This window comes from Microbacterium sp. Y356 (assembly GCF_059445355.1).
In genome coordinates this window covers 1,264,917-1,281,681 of record NZ_JCAIUE010000001.1, presented here as the reverse complement: position 1 = coordinate 1,281,681, position 16,765 = coordinate 1,264,917, and the positions used below count along the sequence as shown (strand labels likewise).

Annotated in this window: 17 protein-coding genes and 1 tRNA gene; 8 read left to right on the top strand and 10 right to left on the bottom strand. The window is 63.3% G+C overall.

Translation table 11 applies throughout. From position 1 onward, the window contains the following. Nucleotides 1-58: 58 nt before the first annotated feature. Together AC1C2Q_RS06170 and AC1C2Q_RS06165 are read left to right on the top strand one after the other, a co-directional pair. Nucleotides 59-805: a FadR/GntR family transcriptional regulator gene (locus AC1C2Q_RS06170; RefSeq protein ID WP_495430199.1), complete on the top strand. Its 747-nt coding sequence runs from the start codon at nt 59-61 to the stop codon at nt 803-805. A gap of 68 nt (nt 806-873) precedes the next feature. Beyond that, nucleotides 874-963, top strand: a tRNA-Ser gene (locus AC1C2Q_RS06165). Nucleotides 964-1,411: 448 nt separating this feature from the next. Here AC1C2Q_RS06165 and AC1C2Q_RS06160 read toward each other — a convergent pair. Together AC1C2Q_RS06160 and AC1C2Q_RS06155 are read right to left on the bottom strand one after the other, a co-directional pair. Beyond that, nucleotides 1,412-2,380: an HAAS signaling domain-containing protein gene (locus AC1C2Q_RS06160; RefSeq protein ID WP_495449395.1), complete on the bottom strand. Its 969-nt coding sequence runs from the start codon at nt 2,378-2,380 to the stop codon at nt 1,412-1,414. A gap of 1 nt (nt 2,381) precedes the next feature. Continuing rightward, nucleotides 2,382-2,723 carry a PadR family transcriptional regulator gene (locus AC1C2Q_RS06155; protein ID WP_495430197.1) on the bottom strand — a complete coding sequence of 114 codons (342 nt, stop codon included), beginning with the start codon at nt 2,721-2,723 and terminating at the stop codon, nt 2,382-2,384. A gap of 1,300 nt (nt 2,724-4,023) precedes the next feature. Here AC1C2Q_RS06155 and AC1C2Q_RS06150 point away from each other — a divergent pair. The 3 genes from AC1C2Q_RS06150 (at nt 4,024) to AC1C2Q_RS06140 (ending at nt 5,214) form a co-directional block, all read left to right on the top strand. After that, a complete protein-coding gene (locus AC1C2Q_RS06150; RefSeq protein ID WP_495430196.1) occupies nt 4,024-4,371 on the top strand; it encodes a cupin domain-containing protein in 348 nt (115 codons plus the stop codon). 72 nt (nt 4,372-4,443) lie between these two features. Then, nucleotides 4,444-5,031 carry a DUF4982 domain-containing protein gene (locus AC1C2Q_RS06145; RefSeq protein ID WP_495449394.1) on the top strand — a complete coding sequence of 196 codons (588 nt, stop codon included), beginning with the start codon at nt 4,444-4,446 and terminating at the stop codon, nt 5,029-5,031. A gap of 12 nt (nt 5,032-5,043) precedes the next feature. Continuing rightward, the gene (locus AC1C2Q_RS06140; protein ID WP_495431714.1) at nt 5,044-5,214 is read left to right on the top strand and encodes a hypothetical protein; all 171 of its coding nucleotides are present in this window, start codon (nt 5,044-5,046) and stop codon (nt 5,212-5,214) included. Nucleotides 5,215-5,273: 59 nt separating this feature from the next. Here the strand turns inward: AC1C2Q_RS06140 and AC1C2Q_RS06135 are convergent, their stop codons facing one another. Continuing rightward, a complete protein-coding gene (locus AC1C2Q_RS06135) occupies nt 5,274-5,456 on the bottom strand; it encodes a hypothetical protein (protein ID WP_495449393.1) in 183 nt (60 codons plus the stop codon). A 306-nt stretch (nt 5,457-5,762) separates the two neighbouring features. Next, complete coding sequence (locus AC1C2Q_RS06130; protein ID WP_495449392.1) at nt 5,763-6,701, bottom strand: EamA family transporter; 939 nt, start codon at nt 6,699-6,701, stop codon at nt 5,763-5,765. Nucleotides 6,702-6,770: 69 nt separating this feature from the next. Here AC1C2Q_RS06130 and AC1C2Q_RS06125 point away from each other — a divergent pair, with 69 nt between their 5' ends. Further along, complete coding sequence (locus AC1C2Q_RS06125; protein WP_495449391.1) at nt 6,771-7,637, top strand: LysR family transcriptional regulator; 867 nt, start codon at nt 6,771-6,773, stop codon at nt 7,635-7,637. 48 nt (nt 7,638-7,685) lie between these two features. Here AC1C2Q_RS06125 and AC1C2Q_RS06120 read toward each other — a convergent pair whose 3' ends face one another. Continuing rightward, entirely contained in the window at nt 7,686-8,255 is a 570-nt protein-coding gene (locus tag AC1C2Q_RS06120; protein ID WP_495430192.1) for a TetR/AcrR family transcriptional regulator, read from the bottom strand. A 145-nt stretch (nt 8,256-8,400) separates the two neighbouring features. On the opposite strand from AC1C2Q_RS06120, the gene AC1C2Q_RS06115 reads away from it, so the two are divergent. Both AC1C2Q_RS06115 and AC1C2Q_RS06110 read left to right on the top strand, forming a co-directional pair. Then, nucleotides 8,401-9,576 carry an epoxide hydrolase family protein gene (locus tag AC1C2Q_RS06115; protein WP_495430191.1) on the top strand — a complete coding sequence of 392 codons (1,176 nt, stop codon included), beginning with the start codon at nt 8,401-8,403 and terminating at the stop codon, nt 9,574-9,576. Between the two features lie 25 nt (nt 9,577-9,601). Next, complete coding sequence (locus AC1C2Q_RS06110; protein WP_495449390.1) at nt 9,602-10,414, top strand: arginase family protein; 813 nt, start codon at nt 9,602-9,604, stop codon at nt 10,412-10,414. A 20-nt stretch (nt 10,415-10,434) separates the two neighbouring features. On the opposite strand, the gene AC1C2Q_RS06105 is transcribed toward AC1C2Q_RS06110, so the two are convergent. The 5 genes from AC1C2Q_RS06105 to AC1C2Q_RS06085 are packed head-to-tail and all read right to left on the bottom strand — an operon-like array spanning nt 10,435 to nt 16,718. Further along, the gene (locus AC1C2Q_RS06105) at nt 10,435-12,042 is read right to left on the bottom strand and encodes an MFS transporter (protein ID WP_495449389.1); all 1,608 of its coding nucleotides are present in this window, start codon (nt 12,040-12,042) and stop codon (nt 10,435-10,437) included. A 10-nt stretch (nt 12,043-12,052) separates the two neighbouring features. Continuing rightward, nucleotides 12,053-12,760, bottom strand: coding sequence for an ion channel (locus AC1C2Q_RS06100; RefSeq protein WP_495449388.1), 708 nt, complete (start codon nt 12,758-12,760; stop codon nt 12,053-12,055). Next, nucleotides 12,757-14,178, bottom strand: coding sequence for a DUF2252 domain-containing protein (locus AC1C2Q_RS06095; protein ID WP_495449387.1), 1,422 nt, complete (start codon nt 14,176-14,178; stop codon nt 12,757-12,759). Before AC1C2Q_RS06095 ends, AC1C2Q_RS06100 begins: the two co-directional genes overlap by 4 nt. A gap of 21 nt (nt 14,179-14,199) precedes the next feature. Further along, a complete protein-coding gene (locus AC1C2Q_RS06090; protein ID WP_495449386.1) occupies nt 14,200-15,591 on the bottom strand; it encodes a hypothetical protein in 1,392 nt (463 codons plus the stop codon). 2 nt (nt 15,592-15,593) lie between these two features. Further along, nucleotides 15,594-16,718, bottom strand: a complete 1,125-nt coding sequence (locus AC1C2Q_RS06085; protein ID WP_495449385.1) for an AI-2E family transporter — start codon at nt 16,716-16,718, stop codon at nt 15,594-15,596. Nucleotides 16,719-16,765 lie beyond the last annotated feature (47 nt).

The following is a 16,765-nucleotide window of genomic DNA, read 5'->3' as shown; positions in this document are numbered from 1 at the left end:
TGGCAAACCGGTTGACCAATTGCAAGTCAAATCGTCACGATCAGAGTAAGTTGATTTCATGCCCGCATATCCCGGTGATCGAGTCGACGACATCACAGCTGCCCTCGGTTCGCTGCCGTCAGGGACCCCGGTGTCCGAGGTCGCGCGACGCCTGATGGACCTTTTCACCAGCGGGTCTGTCGCTTCTGGCACGCGGCTGCCACCCGAAAGGCAGCTCGCTGCGACGCTTGCGGTGGGGCGATCTGCGGTGCGTGAGGCCCTGGCGGCATTGGAGATTCTCGGAATCGTGGACGTGCGCCCAGGATCCGGCACCTATCTGCGAGGCGCGGCGAGCGAGCTTCTTCCGCAGACGCTGAGGTGGGGGCTCTTGATTGGTGAGCGACGCACCGGTCAGTTGCTCGAGCTGCGTGAAGGCCTAGAGATCTACGTTGCGCGCCTTGCGGCGACGCGGGCGGACGAGGCGATTCTCGAGCGGATGGAGCGAATCGTCGAACGGATGCGCGCGACGGTGACCGAGTTGGCTGCGTTTGCGCGCGCCGACCTGGACTTTCATCATGCGCTGGCCGAAGCCGCAGGCAACGAGACGCTGACAGATCAGGTCCATGTCGTCCGGTCGCTGCTGCAGGTATACGCAGATCGGGCCGTGCATGATCGCGAGCACGCTGTGCGTGCGGTTGCTGAGCATGAGGCGGTCCTTGAAGCGGTCCGCGCGCAGGATGCCGACGCTGCAGCATCTGCAATGGCGGTGCATATGGCGACAGCAAGTGCGCGCCTGCTCGCGGATGCCCAGTCTGTGCTCGAGTAGTCGGTTCGCTCCGCTCTCTCTGAACGGTTATGCTTGCTGAGTGCATCCGAGTTTTGGCCTGGATGCCTGGAGACGTCGCATAGTGGCCTAGTGCACCACCCTGCTAAGGTGGAGTCCTCTTAAGGGGACCGAGGGTTCAAATCCCTCCGTCTCCGCCATAAAATCCCTGGTCAGAAGCAATGTCTTAAATGCTCTGCACTCGGTTTGCGTCAGATTGCCCACGGGATTGTGGACCAAGAGCGCCCGGCCCGTCCGGCAAACATGCGTGAAAGTGCTGACCAGTTGCATTTCGCTAAGGCGCGACGGAGACGGAGGGACATTGTCCCTCGGTCTCTCACCGACCCCTTGTCTGGCTCAAGAATGGCTCGCGAAAGTTTCGTCACACGGTGGCGCGAACCATACCGACAACGGTCCTCATGCTTTCAACTCGACAGAATGTGCATCAAACCCTGAGGCGGTTCAGGTCAGGCGTTGCCTTGGATGGGTCCTGTTCGCGGAGCACGCGCGATTGAGGCGACCGAGCGCGAACGAGACGGATCGAGGATGATTGAGACCGACGTCGACCAGGCCTGCCGACCCCATCAACGGAACCCGATAGACACACTGCTACGCGCGTCTTCTTCGGGACGTTGACCTACTGCGTCGGAAGGCGACGACCGCGTCGATTGCTGGGTATATGGCGAGCAGTCCCAAGAGGAGCCTCGCTGTGCTGTCGGTCACTGGGGCAATGAACACCGGCCCCGCAAGAGACCACCAAAGCAGCAGGCTGGCCCCGGCCAGAGACAGCACGCTGCGGGCGCGCAGAGTGGGTACAGTCCATCGCCCTGCGATGAGCACGAGCACGTACAGGACCAGCTCCGCCGCCCACAAGAGAAGCACCCAGGGCGCTCGCCACTGCAGGAACTCGGGGTCGAGTGCGAGGGCTTCGATGGCGGGTTTTGGGAGCCCGGGCGCCCAGGAGGGAAGCCAGGGGAGGGCGATGACGAGGGCGGCGCCAAGCACCCCGGCCGCGATTCCAACGACCGTGCCTGGGCGACTGACCAGGTCGCGGTCGATCATTCGGGGCGGGGTAGGAGTCCAGGTCTTCGGCCCGGACTCGCGGCGGTGTGTGACCAGCGCGCCGATGAGTGTGAAGGTGATCACCACGCCGGGCCACCAGAGGGCGCCGATGCCGGGGCCGAGCCACCAGACGGTGAGGCGGCCCCACCAGGCGTTTGCGCCGTAGTCCCAGCCGAGGACGGGGATGACGCCGAGCATGATGGCTGGCAGAGTGATCGCCCAGATCAGCGCGACGCCACCGAGTGCGATCCAGGTGAATCGGGGGGCGTCGGAGGGACGGATGATCGTGAAGCCGGCGGGTCGATAGCGGTCCGCTACGTCCCGGGGTGTGCCGAAGGTTGTGAGCAGTTCCATGGCGAGTGTGGAGTCGGCTGGGCGACCGGCATCCGCTGCTCGACCATTTAGCTCCTCGTCGAGCAGCGAGCGGAGTTCGAGGGCGACGTCGGCGCGCTGGCGTCGCGGAAGGTGCCGTACGACGTCGGCCACGTAGCTGTCGATGATGGCGTTGGGATCCACTTCAGTCCTCCTCGGTCAGGAGCCGGTCCATCACCGACGCCAGCGACCCCCATGCGGAGGTCAGGTCTTGGAACAGCCCCGCGCCGAGCGTGCTGAGCTCGTAATAGCGGCGGGGAGGCCCGTCATCCGTCTGCCATTGCGACGCGAGTAGCCCCTGAGTCTCCAACCGCCGCAGTAGAGGGTAGAGCGTTCCCTCCTCGATAGGCATCCCGCGCTGGGCAAGTTCTTGCCGTAGGGAGTAGCCGTACTGCGGGGTGCGCAGCTGGGAGAGCACGGCCAGCACCAGGACACCCTTGCGGAGGTCCTGCTCAAGCCGACCGAGCTGCGTCCCGCGATCTACCATGCCGCACACATTACATAGAGTCACACAGTAACGCAAGTACCATGCTCGACCTCACCCATCCGCACCGTTGTGGGTGGCGTGCGGCCGTCTCGGTCGCAACACACGGGCACGCCACACGCGAGGCGAATATCGCCGCTCCGCCACCCCTGGGACGTCACCCGAACGGCCTTACCTCTAGCGCTACCAATTGCGGCACGCGAGACTGGTCTGAACGCAGAATGCTGTCGACGACGTGGCAGTGCCAGAGTTGGGATCCGCGCCCACAGTTTGCGTCAAATTGCCCACGGAAGTGTGCGCAGAAGGCCTCCGATTCGTCTTGCGGCCGCGTATCAAAGCCCTGTTCACGCGACCTTTCATCTTCGTGCGCCGCGAGGAGACGGAGGGACATTTTCCCTCGGTCTCTCACCGTTCCCTTGTCTGACTCAAGAATGGGTCGCTACGTGGCAGATGCCGCCTGCGTCCATCGACGACACGCACGCATCGGCGTACAATTTTGAATGACGGCTGACGGGTGATGGTGCTCTCGAACGGGTCGGGTAAGCCCTTCTCGGGCTTTCGTCCGCCCTGTGCCCGCCCACCGCGCGACGCGACTCATCAGCCTGAATCGGTCTGACTGGTTGGAGGTTGCGATGAACGCGGCGGCCGAGTCACGGTTCGAGTTGTGCAAGGTATCGGATGTTGAATGGTGGATCCTGGACCACCGTTATCAGCCAAGCGATCCGTTGTACACAGTCGCGTGTGTTCACGAACTTGATGCGACGCGTGTGGAGGTTGTATGGGTGCGGGAGGCGCCTCTGGCGAAAGAGCATTCGACGGCATTCGAGGTGCTGGACGAGGTTCGGCGGTTATATGAGGTGAATCGCTCAACCCGCCCTATTCCGATCCCACACTTGCCGCCCCGCGGGGCCAAAAGCTGAAGCTACATGAGCCCGCCGGTGGTGCGTCCCCAGCAACGGCCCCCGACGTTGTGCACCATCGGCGGACGCCTCTGGACTTCGCAAATGTTGCGGCGTATTCTTCCGCATAGAGCGGCGTTTTGGGGGCGCTGGGGAGTTGCTCACCCGCCGTTCGTGGGCTTCCGTTGCTCTGAGGTTCAAGGAAGAGATCGTGCAGCGGGAGCCCTATCTCACTGAATATGTGACCGGATTTTGCTACACGCCACGGTCTCGCACCGATCGCCCGTTGGCCCTCATTCGTTCAGCACAGCGCGGGCAACCACGGGCACATGCTGTGCTTCTCTGGCCTCTCCAGCACAGATTCCATCGAGCCTAAATTCAGACGTGAGAGTACGCTTACCGGCATGGTCAACGAAGACCCGGTGAGGTCCAACCCAGAGCACTACCGCACAATTTTCGAGAATGAACATGTCCGTGTGCTGGACTATTCAGACCTGCCTGGTGAGAGCACCACCCCTCACGTGCATCCGAACAGCGTGATGATTACGCTCACCAGCTTCCAGCGGCGGCTCAGCACCGCGGCCGGAGATCGCGACGTCGAACTCAGTGCTAACCAGGCAGTGTGGCTTCCGGCGCAACGTCACGCCGGCGAGAACACCGGGGCGACACCCACCCACACGATCCTTGTCGAACTTAAAGGCATCAGTGCTGGCGCCGTTGATGCGAGTGCGATTGGCCCCACCGCAACCTGAGCGGAGGAACCGGGCGGGAGTTGTCCGCGGCCAACGTGCTCGGTGGTTGCGTTGCGTGCGGTTTCGGAGGTCTTGTCGGATGCAGCTGATCAGCAGGGTCAGGGTGAGGATCCAGAGCAGTGCTTGTGCGGTGACTTCATGTGGACCGGCTGGGACTATCTCGGTGAATCCGGTATTGGCACCTGGTCGTACGGCCAGGAAGCAGGCGGCCTCAACAAGCCTTACCCGGCGTTGCTCGCAGGATCGGGTGCGTTCGACATCACCGGGCAGCCCGGAGCGCCCGTATATCTGGCGCAGGCGGCGTGGGGCCGGCTGGCTGCGCCGGCGATCGCCGTCCATCCGTTGGATCGTGCCGGACAGGTCGAACTGCGCCTCAACGGGCGATCACTCGGTCGACGTCGCGTAGGCCGCCGCGTGGGATTCATCACACGATTCACCGCCGAATACGAGCCAGGCGAACTGGTCGCCATCGGCTACCGCAACGGCGCCGAGACTGGTCGCTCGCAGCTGCGGTCGGTCAGCGAGAATCGGTTGACGTTGCGTGTCGAGGAGCCTGAGCGGGCAGACGACGAGATCGCGTTCATATGGCTCGAACTCGCCGACGATTCGGGAACCGTTGACAGCGCAGCGCGGGACAAAATCTCAGTGCGAATCGACTGACCTGCGGAGCTCATCGCCTTCGGCAGCGCTGCGCCCGCGACGGAGGAGAGCTTTGTGGACGACACACACTCGACCTACCAGGGACGCACGTTCGCAGTCATCCGCAGCACGAGCGAAGGCGGCGTGGTCACAGCCACGGCGGAGAGTGAACGCCACGGGGTAGCGATGGCGGAAGTTGGCTGAATGCGTACTGACGCGCTCCCGGAAGGAGCGGGTCAATACCGCTGCACTCAGAGTGACCATCAGATTGAGAGCGCGACGACCGCAACTCCAAGGGAAGCGATCGCTACCGTGAGAGAGCCCCACGTCATCCATCGTGTGAAACGCTCTGAGCGTTCAGCATCTGCCCGAGCGGCGCCCGTCAACTCGACTTGCGCAGCCGACAGCTTCAGCTGCTCCCGACTGAGCTTGATCATGTCCTTCACGGCATTAGCGGTCGCCGTGGCAGAGTCGGCGGATTTCTGAAGCGAACGTTCGTTTCTGCGGTCTTGCGACTTTTCGGAGATGGACCGTTGATCTGGCACATGTCGAGCATGGCAGATCGACCGCATGCCGATTGGTCGCGAACTCTCGTTTCGCCGTGATCCGGCACCTCGGTTGGGCTGGAAGCGTACGTGGACCCGGGGATGTCTTCAACGTAACGTCGTGCGAGTTTCACGGCCGTCGTGTGAGCCCAGATCATACGGACCAGAGCACCGACTCACCGGTTCGTCCGTCTCGGTGGCTTGACGTCATCCTCGTCTCCTGCCTTTCGCAGCAGTCCTTGGCGTGCCCAACCCTCGACCGGAGACGACAACGTTGCTGACCACGATCAGCCCGATTCCGATCCATTCGTTGACGCCGAGCGTCTGGTGCAGGATCAGCATCCCGGCGAAGGCGGCCCAGACAGGGTTGATGCTGGTGAAGGTGGCGAACATGGACACCGGAATCCTGCGCAACGCTTGTAGATCTGCGACGTAGGGTGCCACGGAAGACAAAACTCCGCACGCAGTTGCAAGCAGCAGAGCAGCGACCGTCGGCGGGTGCGTGATGAACCAGGCCGCGGCGAGGGGCAGCCAGAAAGCCGCGGTAATAGCGCTGGCAAGAGCTGTACCCTGCAATCCGGGCAGTCGTTGACCGATGCTGCGGTTGAGCAGTATGTAGCATCCCCAAGCCGCGGCGGCGATGAGAGCAAGTGCGATGCCCATGACGTCAGTCGTGGGGCCGGGGTTGGTAAGTACGACGACACCGACTCCGGCGAGGGTGGCGCATCCGATGTCTACGGCCCGTCGCGAGCTGGCGACCGCCACGGCGAGCGGCCCCAAGAACTCCAATGTGACCGCGAGCCCCAATCCGATCCGCTCGATTGCTGCGTATAGGGCGAGGTTCATCACGCTGAACACCACCGTGAGACCGATGATCGAGTGCCACTGTGCCCGGGAGAGGCTCCGAAATCGCGGCCGCACCAGCGGAACTAGAACGAGGGCAGTGACGAACTGGCGGATTGCGACTACGCCGACCGGACCGATGATGGGGAACGCGAGGGCGCCCAGGGCTGCGCCGGTCTGATTGGATGCTGAGCTGGTGAGCATCATGGCGATGCCGGAGGCCCGCTGACCTGCTGTCGCCGTCGCAGCAGAGAGAGCGGCACGAGTTTCTGCCGGCACGGATGTACCCCCTGTTGTCGTCATGTGACCCACGCTAGGAGCGACGTCCCCAACCGCCTAGTGCATATATTGCTTGTGCCATACGCTCAGGTTATGGATTGGACCTTGCGCGAGCTCAGAGTGTTCGTCGCCGCTGAGGAGACAGGTTCCTTCACGGACGCGGCCGGGGACCTACACATCTCGCAGGCGGCGGTCTCCCGCACGATTGCCTCGCTGGAACGCAGCGTCGGTGTGCAGCTTCTGCGACGAGTGCCCCGAGGCTGTGAGTTGACGAGCGCCGGTCAGCAGGTCCTGGTGCACGCGCGTCGTGTACTCGCTGAGGCGGACAGGTTCGACCAGTTCGTTCGGACGCGACATGCCCGGCTGCGGCTCGGTTATGCCTGGGCGGCGCTCGGGCACCGCACGACATCGTTCCAACGCCGATGGAGCACGGAGCACGAAGCAGTCGAGCTGGAACTGGTACGTCACAACTCGCCGACCGCGGGCTTGGCTGAGGGTATCTGCGATGTGGCGATCAGTCGTCGTCCTGTCGACGAACGCCGGTTCGAATCCGTGGTGGTCGGTCTCGAACGGCGGGTCGTCGCCTTCGCATCCGACGACCCGGAGTGGAAGCGACGACGACAGCTGAGCATGGCCGAGATCGCCGAGCGCACCATCGTGGTCGATCCGCGGGTCGGGACGACGAGTGAAGAACTCTGGCGTGGCTCCGAGCGAGCGCCTCGATTCATCGAGTCCACAGATGTCGATGGGTGGCTCGATGTCATCGCCGCGGGCCGCGGAGTCGGCACCACGGCCGAAGCGACGGCGCATCATCACCCGCGGCCCGGGGTCAGTTATCGCCCTATCAAGGACGGCCCCCGCATCCCGGTGAGGCTCGCCTGGTGGCGCGACGCGCGGCCCGCCGGACTCGCCGACCTCGTCGACACGGTGACCCGGCTCTACGCACAAGAAGTCACGTAGGTGTGGAGCGCCCTGAAGCATCCCCGCCGAGCCCGTAGCCGCTGCGCGTCACGGCCGGTCGCCCACGAGGGCCTTTGCGCGCGGTTCGGGAACTCCCAGGATGAGCAGGCTCGTAATGGTTGCCGCGTGGGCGCCGGGGCTCTCATGTGAAAGATCGCTGTCCGCGATGGAGAACACGGCGGCATAGGCAACCTGGCTGAGGATTCCCGCGGGCAGGTGTTGTCCGAATACTTGGCTGTCCTGGCCTCGTTGCACGAGGCCAGCAAGGGTCTTGTCGAATGGGCCGAGTAGGGCGTGGATCTCCTCGCCGTACTCGCCTCGCCGGAGCGCCAACAGCACTCGGTATCGGTGCACCAGGGGCCACAGGCGGGCGATGAAATCGACCCACGCCGCGTCGGCTGCTCCGTCGGAGTCTTCGACCTCGGTGAGTACGGTTGTCATCTCGTTCACTGCGTGTTGCGTGAGAGTCCGCACGAGGTCGGAGCGAGTGGGGAAGTGGCCGTAAACGGTGCGGCGGACCACGCCGGCAGCAGAGGCGATGTCTCCCATGCCGGCGTCCGGATTCTGTCCCAACACCTCGAGGGCGACGTCGAGGATTCGGTTCCGTGTGTCGTTCACGGAGCGCGCCCTGGCGGATTCGTTCTGCACAATCCAATCATTGCACAACAGTGTGCAATGAAGTAGATTTGCACATCACTGGGATTGCACACCATTGTGCAATAGATCCTCATGCTGCGAACTAAACGCTCAGGAGAACAAGGCCATGACCACATCGACACCCTCACTCTCGCCCCTCGTCCGCCCATTCACCGTCGCGATCCCAGACTCCGAGATCGACGACCTCAAGGTGCGACTGGCCAGAACTCGTTGGCCGAATCCGGAAACTGTGCCGGACTGGTCACAAGGCGTCCGCTTGGATCATGCAAAATCGCTTGTCGCCTACTGGCAGCGAGAGTACGACTGGCGTCGATTCGAGTCGGAGCTCAATGGTTTCCCACAGTTCTTGACCGAGATCGATGGGCTGGATATTCACTTCATTCATGTCAAGTCCAAGAACCCGAATGCAATGCCTCTCATCCTGACGCACGGATGGCCCGGTTCGATCGTCGAATTCCTGAAGCTGATTGGCCCGCTGACTGATCCGGTGGCGTTCGGCGGAAACGTTGAAGATTCATTTGACGTCGTCGTCCCGTCTCTGCCCGGATTTGGATTCTCCCAAAAGCCGACCGAGACGGGGTGGAACGTCACACGTGTCGCAACCGCGTGGACGGAACTCATGAAGCGTCTTGGCTACGAGAAGTGGGCTGCTCAGGGCGGTGACTGGGGATCGGTCGTAACCTCCGCCCTCGGGGCTATGCAGCCAGAGGGTCTGCTCGGCATCCACTTGAACAGCCCATACGCCTTCCCCGCACAGATCCCCGACACGCTCTCGCCCGAAGAGCAGAGGGCCGTGGATACCCTCTCCCTCTACAGCGGCGACATGGGGGGAGCAAACCACCTTCAAGGCACGAAACCAGAGACCATCGGAATCGCGCTGGCGGACTCCCCGGCTGGCCAGGCGGCCTGGATTTACGACAAGTTCCAATCCAAGACCGACAATCACGGGCTGGCCGAGGACGCCCTCACCACCGATGAAATCCTGGACGCGGTATCTCTCTATTGGTTCACAAACAGTGCCGCGTCGTCTGCCCGCATCTACTGGGAGAACAAAGGAGGCAGCATGGCTGGCCCCAAACTGGCGTTGCCGGTCGCGGTGACGGTGTTCCCCCGTGACATCCCGCTTCTGCCACGAAGCTGGATCGAAGACACCTACTCCAATCTGATCCACTATGGCGAAGCCGATAAGGGTGGGCACTTCGCGGCATTCGAGCAGCCCGAGATCATGATCAGCGAAATCCGCACCGGACTAAGGAGCCTCCGCGCCCAAAGAGTACTTTGATAGGTAGCTGGCGGATGGGAGAAGTATGACAATGCACACGGTGATCGTTTCGCAGGGGCGCGTTGCGGACAGGACAGACGGAGCGCTCGTGGGAGCTCGTCTGACAGGCGATGCTCTGGCCTCGCTCCTTGGTGTCGATCCTGTTCACATTGGAACACCAACGCCAGCGCGCGATGACGACTGGACCGAAAGTCTCCCGGCCGCGAACACAGTCCTGACTGAACTTCGATCGGCGCTCGGACGAGCTCTTGACGTCGGATCGGTTCCTATTCTTGCCACGAACACTTGCGCGGCAAGCCTCGCAACATTGCCGGAGGTCGCAGAGCGTTTTCCGGATGCAGTGGTCCTGTGGATCGACGCGCACGGAGACTTCAACACCCCAGATACGACTGGCTCTGGCTACCTCGGCGGCATGGCCTTGTCCGGGGCCTGTGGGCTCTGGGACAGCGGCCACGGCGCGGGGCTGGCCCCCACTCAGGTTGCCCTCATCGGCGCCCGGGACATCGACGAAGCAGAACGAGAACTCTTGACCGCAGCCGGAGTGCGTATCTTTTCTCCGTCAGAGAGCACGCCTGCGGCCGTGAGCCAATTTGTTGCGGGTAGGCCCATTTGGATCCACGTCGACTGGGACGTGCTCGAGCCCGGCTACATTCCCGCGGCGTACAAGATCCCCGACGGCCTACGTCCTCACCAAATCTCAGCTATCTTCGCGGCACTGCCGACCGAGAGCATCCGCGGGGTGGAGCTAGCCGAGTTCGAAGCCGGCGAGCTCAACGTACCCGAGCACCTCAGCGTGGAGCTCATCCTCGAAACCTTCCAACACCTCATCCGCCCATAGTTCACACCGCAAGGCGCTCGTCAACCAACGCTCGTTCGACGCCGAATCGCGATTTCCGTCGGAATTCCTCGTGAAAAGAGCATCGAGAGAAGACTGATCACGATCAGCCCGACAAACGCCACGCGCAGGGAGGACAGCTGAGACTCACGGTAAATATCAGCGAGTTCGTCAGCGTCTTCTTCGGTGAGACCCGCCTGTTCGGCGAGCGCTGCCACGTCTGCTGCTGGCACGATCGTGACGCCGCCATCGGTGGCTGCAGCCACAGCGACGCGTGTGTCATCCGGAAGGTCGCTGACGGCGACTCCGGAGGCGAACGACGTGGACAGAGCACCGATCAGAATCGATCCGATCAGGGCAGTGCCGAGTGAAGAGCCGAGGTTCTGGAAGACGCCCTGAAGCCCACCGACCTCGCTGGTGTCCTTCTCGGTCACGCTCGACATGTTCACGTTGCCGAGCTGCGAGGCGAGCAGACCCAGCGCGCTCCCGGCAAGGAACATGCCGGTGGCGAACAGGCCGCCGCGCAGATCGCTGGTGGCCGCGCCGAGAAGAAGTACCGCGCTGAGCACCAGGATCAGCTGCCCGACCCGCACGATGCGCCGAGGCGACCACATCCCCGAAAGCCGCGTGCCGACGATCGAGAAGAGGATCAAGGAGACCGAGAGCGGGAAGATCTTGATTCCCGTCTCCAGCGCGTCCAGCCCCAGCGTCATCTGCAGATAGACCGGCACCATGAAGAAGAGCCCGGCGGTCACCGCGTACTGGGCCCCGAGTACTGAAAGACCGCTGCGCAGCGGTGCGATCGAGAACAGCACTGTCTGCAACAGCGGCGCTCGCCCGTTGCGGACGAGCCGGCGTTGCCATCCGATGAACAGTGAGATCAGCACGGCACCGAGCGCCATGCACCAGGCGGTGAGCGAGACGCCGAGAGGGGCCAGGGGGATCCCGGCGACTTCGGGCGTGTGCAGTGGGATGATCCATCCCCAGGTTTTGCTCTGGAGCATGCCGAACACGATCAGCACGAGGCCGGCGGATGACATCAGAACGCTGCCGATATCGATCCGCATTTTCTGGCGTGGTGTGGCGTCCGTGACGATGCGAGCGAAGAAGACGACACCGACCATGATCACCACCTCGGCGACGAAGACGTATCGCCAATTGAAGTAGGTTGTCACGGCCCCGCCGATCAGTGGCCCCGCAGCGACCGCCGCGCCCGAAACGGCGCCGATGATCGCGAAGGCGGTAACTCGATCGTGACCGTGGTAATTGTCGGCAACGAGGGCTGCGATTGCCGGGATCACCAGCACGGCTCCCAGCCCTTCGATCACCGACCAGCCGAGAAAGAGGAAACCCACCGACGGGCTTAAAGCTGTGATCAGCGAACCGATCGCATAGATGCATGAGCCGATCACGAAAGCTCGGCGACGCCCCCAGACGTCGCCGAGCTTCGCCCCCAAAAGCATGAAAGCCGCCATGGTCAGGGTGTAGAACGTGATCGCCGCCTGCATCGCGGCCACCGTCGTATCCAGGTCGTTCACGACGGTCGAGATCGACACGTTCATGACCGTCCCGTCGAGCACCATGACAAACTGTGCCGCACCGAGGACGAGGATGACGTTCCACTTCTTCACGGCGTCTCCTTCACGATGTCTCCTTCGCTGCCGCATCCGGCGTGATACCGACGGATGCGGGGCCACGAGATCCGCGCATGATCCGCGCCACGGCCGTGATCAGGAACAGCTGCCCGGTGATGGCCTCGGCGACTGCGATCCCCTGAACCGCGGCGGTGACGGGCACGATGTTGCCGTAGCCGGTGGTTGTGAGCGTGGTGAAGGAGAAGAAGAGCTGGCTGGATAGCGAATCGACGCTCTGATCCCCGAATGTCGGTGTGACCGTGAGCAGCGAGATCAGGTTGTAGAGGAGAGCGAAGAACATCCCCACCAACACATACGCCGCGGTCGCGGCAAGCAGAGCCTCGATGTCCAGGCCCCGCCGCATGACCTGGTGGCGGATGATGGCGACTGGCGCGACAAAGAACGCGATCATCGAGGCTGCAGACAGCACGATGTCGAGTACCGCGCCGCGCGTACCTATGACCGCGACGATGATGACCGCGATGCCCGCAAACGACAGCACAAACCATGCGATGCGCTGCACACCCACGTGCGCCTCAGTAACCCGCAGGACCGCGGCGACCGTGGCGAGTTGTACAACGAACGCGGACGGGCTCGGATCGCTCGTGGTCTGTGCTGCGCACAGCGCGTAAGTGAGGATGAGCAGCGCGATGATGAGCCAATATCCGGTGCGCCATCCGGACGCTGATCTCGCGACGTGCGTTGGGAGAGTCATCTGTGGTTCTCGCCCAGCGGAAGTCGTCCTGAGCTCAACGCCGCGGAGAACTCCAAGAAGTCGCGGTCGTTTTGATCGGCGTAGGTGTCGGCGAACCCAACGATCGCTTCATCGAACGCGCCGCTCCGACCGAGGTATCCCGCGATCTCCACCCGGTCGCCGGATCGAGCGTGCGCCCGCGCGAGCGTTTCTCCGCAGATCCGTGCGTAGAGCGCGGCTCCTCGAACGCTCATGGCATCGGGGTCGATGCTCCCTTTTCCATCCTGCAATTGGCGCACGTAGAAGTCTCGTGGTTGTCCGTCGATTCCGGTGACGCGTTGCCATCCGAGGAAGATGTCACTGGAGGCCTGCATGAGTCGCTGCCCACGAACGACGCGTTCGCCGTGGTTGTCGAACTCGCTCGGGCCGAGGAATCGTTCCAGAACCGAGGCCCCGGCCTCCTTCGCCTGCAGTAGGAGCGGATCACCATCGTCACAACCGCTGAGCAGAATCACCCATGCACGCGTCCCCACGCTTCCCACCCCGACGACCTTGCGCGCCATGTGGCGGTAGCGGTATTCGGCGATCGGATGCTGTGTACCGACGAGCGTTGTCCGGTAGGACTCCAGCACCCTTTGCATGACGCTCACCTCGTCGGAAGCGTCGCCGCCCACGTTGAGATCCTCGACAGGGGTGATCAGAGGCGGGTCGGCGACGATGCGCAACCGGCCGTCGACGACGCGCACCAGTTTCGCGAACGCCTTCTGATGGTCGCGCTTCTGCGCTTTCTTGATCGCGGAATCCAGGCGCTGAACCTCGATATCGCTCGCCCGCCGCTCGCGCTGCTCCTCCCGGATCCATCGTCGAGCGCGCTCGGCATCGAGCCGGTCATACCAGGCGCCAAGCACGGTGTTCTTCGCCGCCGCTCTCATCATCGAGCGGTAGCCGCTCGCCGCGGCCCTGACACTCGCCTGCGTCTCGACGGCGCTGAAACCACGCTGCCGACCCGCCACGGCAAAGCTCGCGGCAAGGCGCTTCACATCCCATTCGAATGGCCCTGGCAGCGTTTCATCGAAATCGTTCATGTCGAACGTGAGGTGCCGCTCTGGTGTGCTGAAGAGTCCGAAATTCGACAGGTGCGCGTCGCCGCAGAGCTGCACGGTGATCCCGCTGTGCGGGGAAGATGCGAGATCGGATGCCATGAGAAGCGCCGCACCGCGATAGAAAGCGAACGGCGATGCCGACATTCGCGCGTATCTCACCGGCACGAGCTCCCGCACACGTGAGCGTGCCTGCTCCTCCAGCAGGGAAATCGGGTCGGGCCGATCCGCTGCAGGCATCCAGTGACCCAGTCGAGATCGCGGCATGCGCACGCGCGCGGCGCGACCGGCAGCACGGCGAGCCTCGAACGGCTGTACTTCCTCCCTCTCACGATTCATAGCCGGCATTTCGCTCATGGACTAGACCCGTGACAGCTCTTCGCGGTCTGGGGACTCGTCCTCCACCGGGGCCGTCGGCGGACGCTCGATGACCTCCAGCACGAGCGCCACCAGCAGCGCCAGCGCAAGGGTCCACAAGGTGAGCGCGGGAGTGAGCGGACGCACGAGCAACACGATCGCGGCGCTCACTACAGCGAGGGCGACGCGCAGAAGTACCCGCTGCGAATACAGCCACCCGCCGACGCGACCCGTGCTGAGGCCACGCCGCTCCAGTGCAGTGCGAAGCCGGCCCGCGCCGGCGCGGACGGCCCCGCGCAGTCGGCGTGGAATATCGAACGGCCCGGTGAACCACGCCACGGCTGCGGTGGCGAGCGCGAGGACGAGAACGGCGACGGAGGTGTCCCGCATCGCACCGACGACCTGCTCGTAGATCACCCCGCCAGCATCCGCGGGTATCGCGCCGGAGCGCAGCGCCGCGTCGAAGAACACCCTCCCGATCGCAATGCTCGCGATCAGGATGATCATCGTTGCAGCCAGAGAGAGCGATGCGGTGATCAGGGCGACGGAACGCCGCCTGGCCGCGACGACCCCGGCAGCGAGCAGCAGCAGCGTAATCCACGGCAGCCAGAGACCGGCAGCCAGCACCAGTCCGTAGGCGAGCTGAACGGTTGCGAGCGAGTCCGTCTGTGCCACGACGATCGTCCGGTCAACGGTCGGAATCGCCGCCGCAAATCCGACGCCCTGTTCGACGAGGACGACCTTCACTGCATCGATGATCGGCGCCAGTTGGATTCCGATCGTGCCGTCCTGTCCAAAATCTACGGCCGTATCCGGGTCGTTCTGGAGCGCGCCCACCAACTGCGAGTGGCTCACGCGAAGCGCCGATGCCCACACATTCGCGAACGCCTCGGATTCGACGAACCGCCCGATCATTGTTCCCACCAACGACTGCAGACCCTGTGTCGCCGGACCCTTCAGCAGCTCCAGGGCGCGGGTCGCCGCAGGACCCGTTCCCAGGTCAATGACACCGTCAATGACATCGGCGGTAAGCGTGGGAATGTCGACCTGCTGCTCGATCACGCTCACTACCTGCGTGGTGACGAGCGCCTGCACGGCCGGGTCATTCGCTAAGGGTGCGTAGCTGGTGACGAATCGATCTGTGTCTGTGAGCTGCACATTCGCCCACGCGGCCACCACGGCAACGGGCGCGATCAGTGCGCCGATCACGATCAGCACAGTGGCGAGCAAGGTGCGACCCCACGCGCGCTTTCGAACCGGACGACTGCCGGATGCGATCGTCGGAGGCAGGCCATCCCCTGCGGCCGCCGCGCGCAACGCCGTGTTCTCCGCCTCGAGTTGCGTCAGCCGTTGCTGAAGCTCGTCGACTGCCGATCGCGCCATGTTCTCTTTCATTCTCAGATCTTCGCATCCTGTCGGGGAATGTGGACCTGCTTGATGATCAGGAGGATCGCCGCTGTGACCGGGATCGACACCAGAGCGCCGAGGAGCCCGAGCAGGGTTCCGCCGATCAGCGCTCCGATGATGACGAGAGAACCCGGTATTGCGATCGCCTTGTTCATGATCCGAGGCGTCAGCAGGTATGCCTCGAACTGCATGTAGATCAGATAAAGCAGAGCGAAGATGAGGGCGAGTACGGGGTCGGTGAAGAGCGCGACGAGCGACGCGATAACCCAATAGGTTGCCGGTCCGATGAGGGGAATCAGCGTGATCAGGAAGGCTGCCAGGCCCATGAAGGCGGGGAACGGCAGCCCGAGAACGAAATGCAGAAGGGTTGAGAAGGCGGCATTGCACGCCGCGAGGACCACCATGCCGATGAGGTATCCGCCCACCGAATCGGTGATTCGCTCGGTCAGCGATGTGAGCGTCGCCCGGTCGCGTGCAGGAGCGAGCGTGTAGAAGGCATCCTTGATCGAGGTCAGGGATGCGAGGAAATAGAGCGTGAGGACGACCACGATGATCACGCCCGAGATCGCGCTGCCGACGCCGAAGCCGACCGCGAGCACCCCGCCGCCGACGGCGAGCAGATTTCCCGGGTCAGCGAGGAACAGCTTGAGCTGATCGAGTGCGGTGCCCACAACGTCGCCGACCTGTGCCTCGAACGAGCGATACCAATCTGAAGCCTGGAAATCTGTGATGGACGCGGGTATGGAGCGAGCGAACTCAGCAACCTGCAGCAGCGCGGGAGGCAAGACAAATGTGATGATGACCGCGAGGATGACGACGAACGCGGTGAAGACGAACACGATCCCTCGACCACGAGAGAGGCCATTGCCTTCGAGTCGCCGGACGATCGGATCGAGCCCAAGGGCGATGAAGATCGCCAGAGCGATGTATATCAGGATCGTGGTGACAGAGCTCAGCGCCAGTCCCAGAACGAACGCGCCGAGGCCACCGAGGACGAACACGAAGCCGAAGACGAATGGATGGGTGACCGTGATCTGGATTGATCGTGAACGCTGCGAACGTCCAGCGCGGCGAAGTGGCGCCGGACTCTCTTCGGACATGCGTGAATCGCTCACCGTGTCACTCTGGGGCGCACGGCGCGCGACCGCGTCACCCTTTCAGG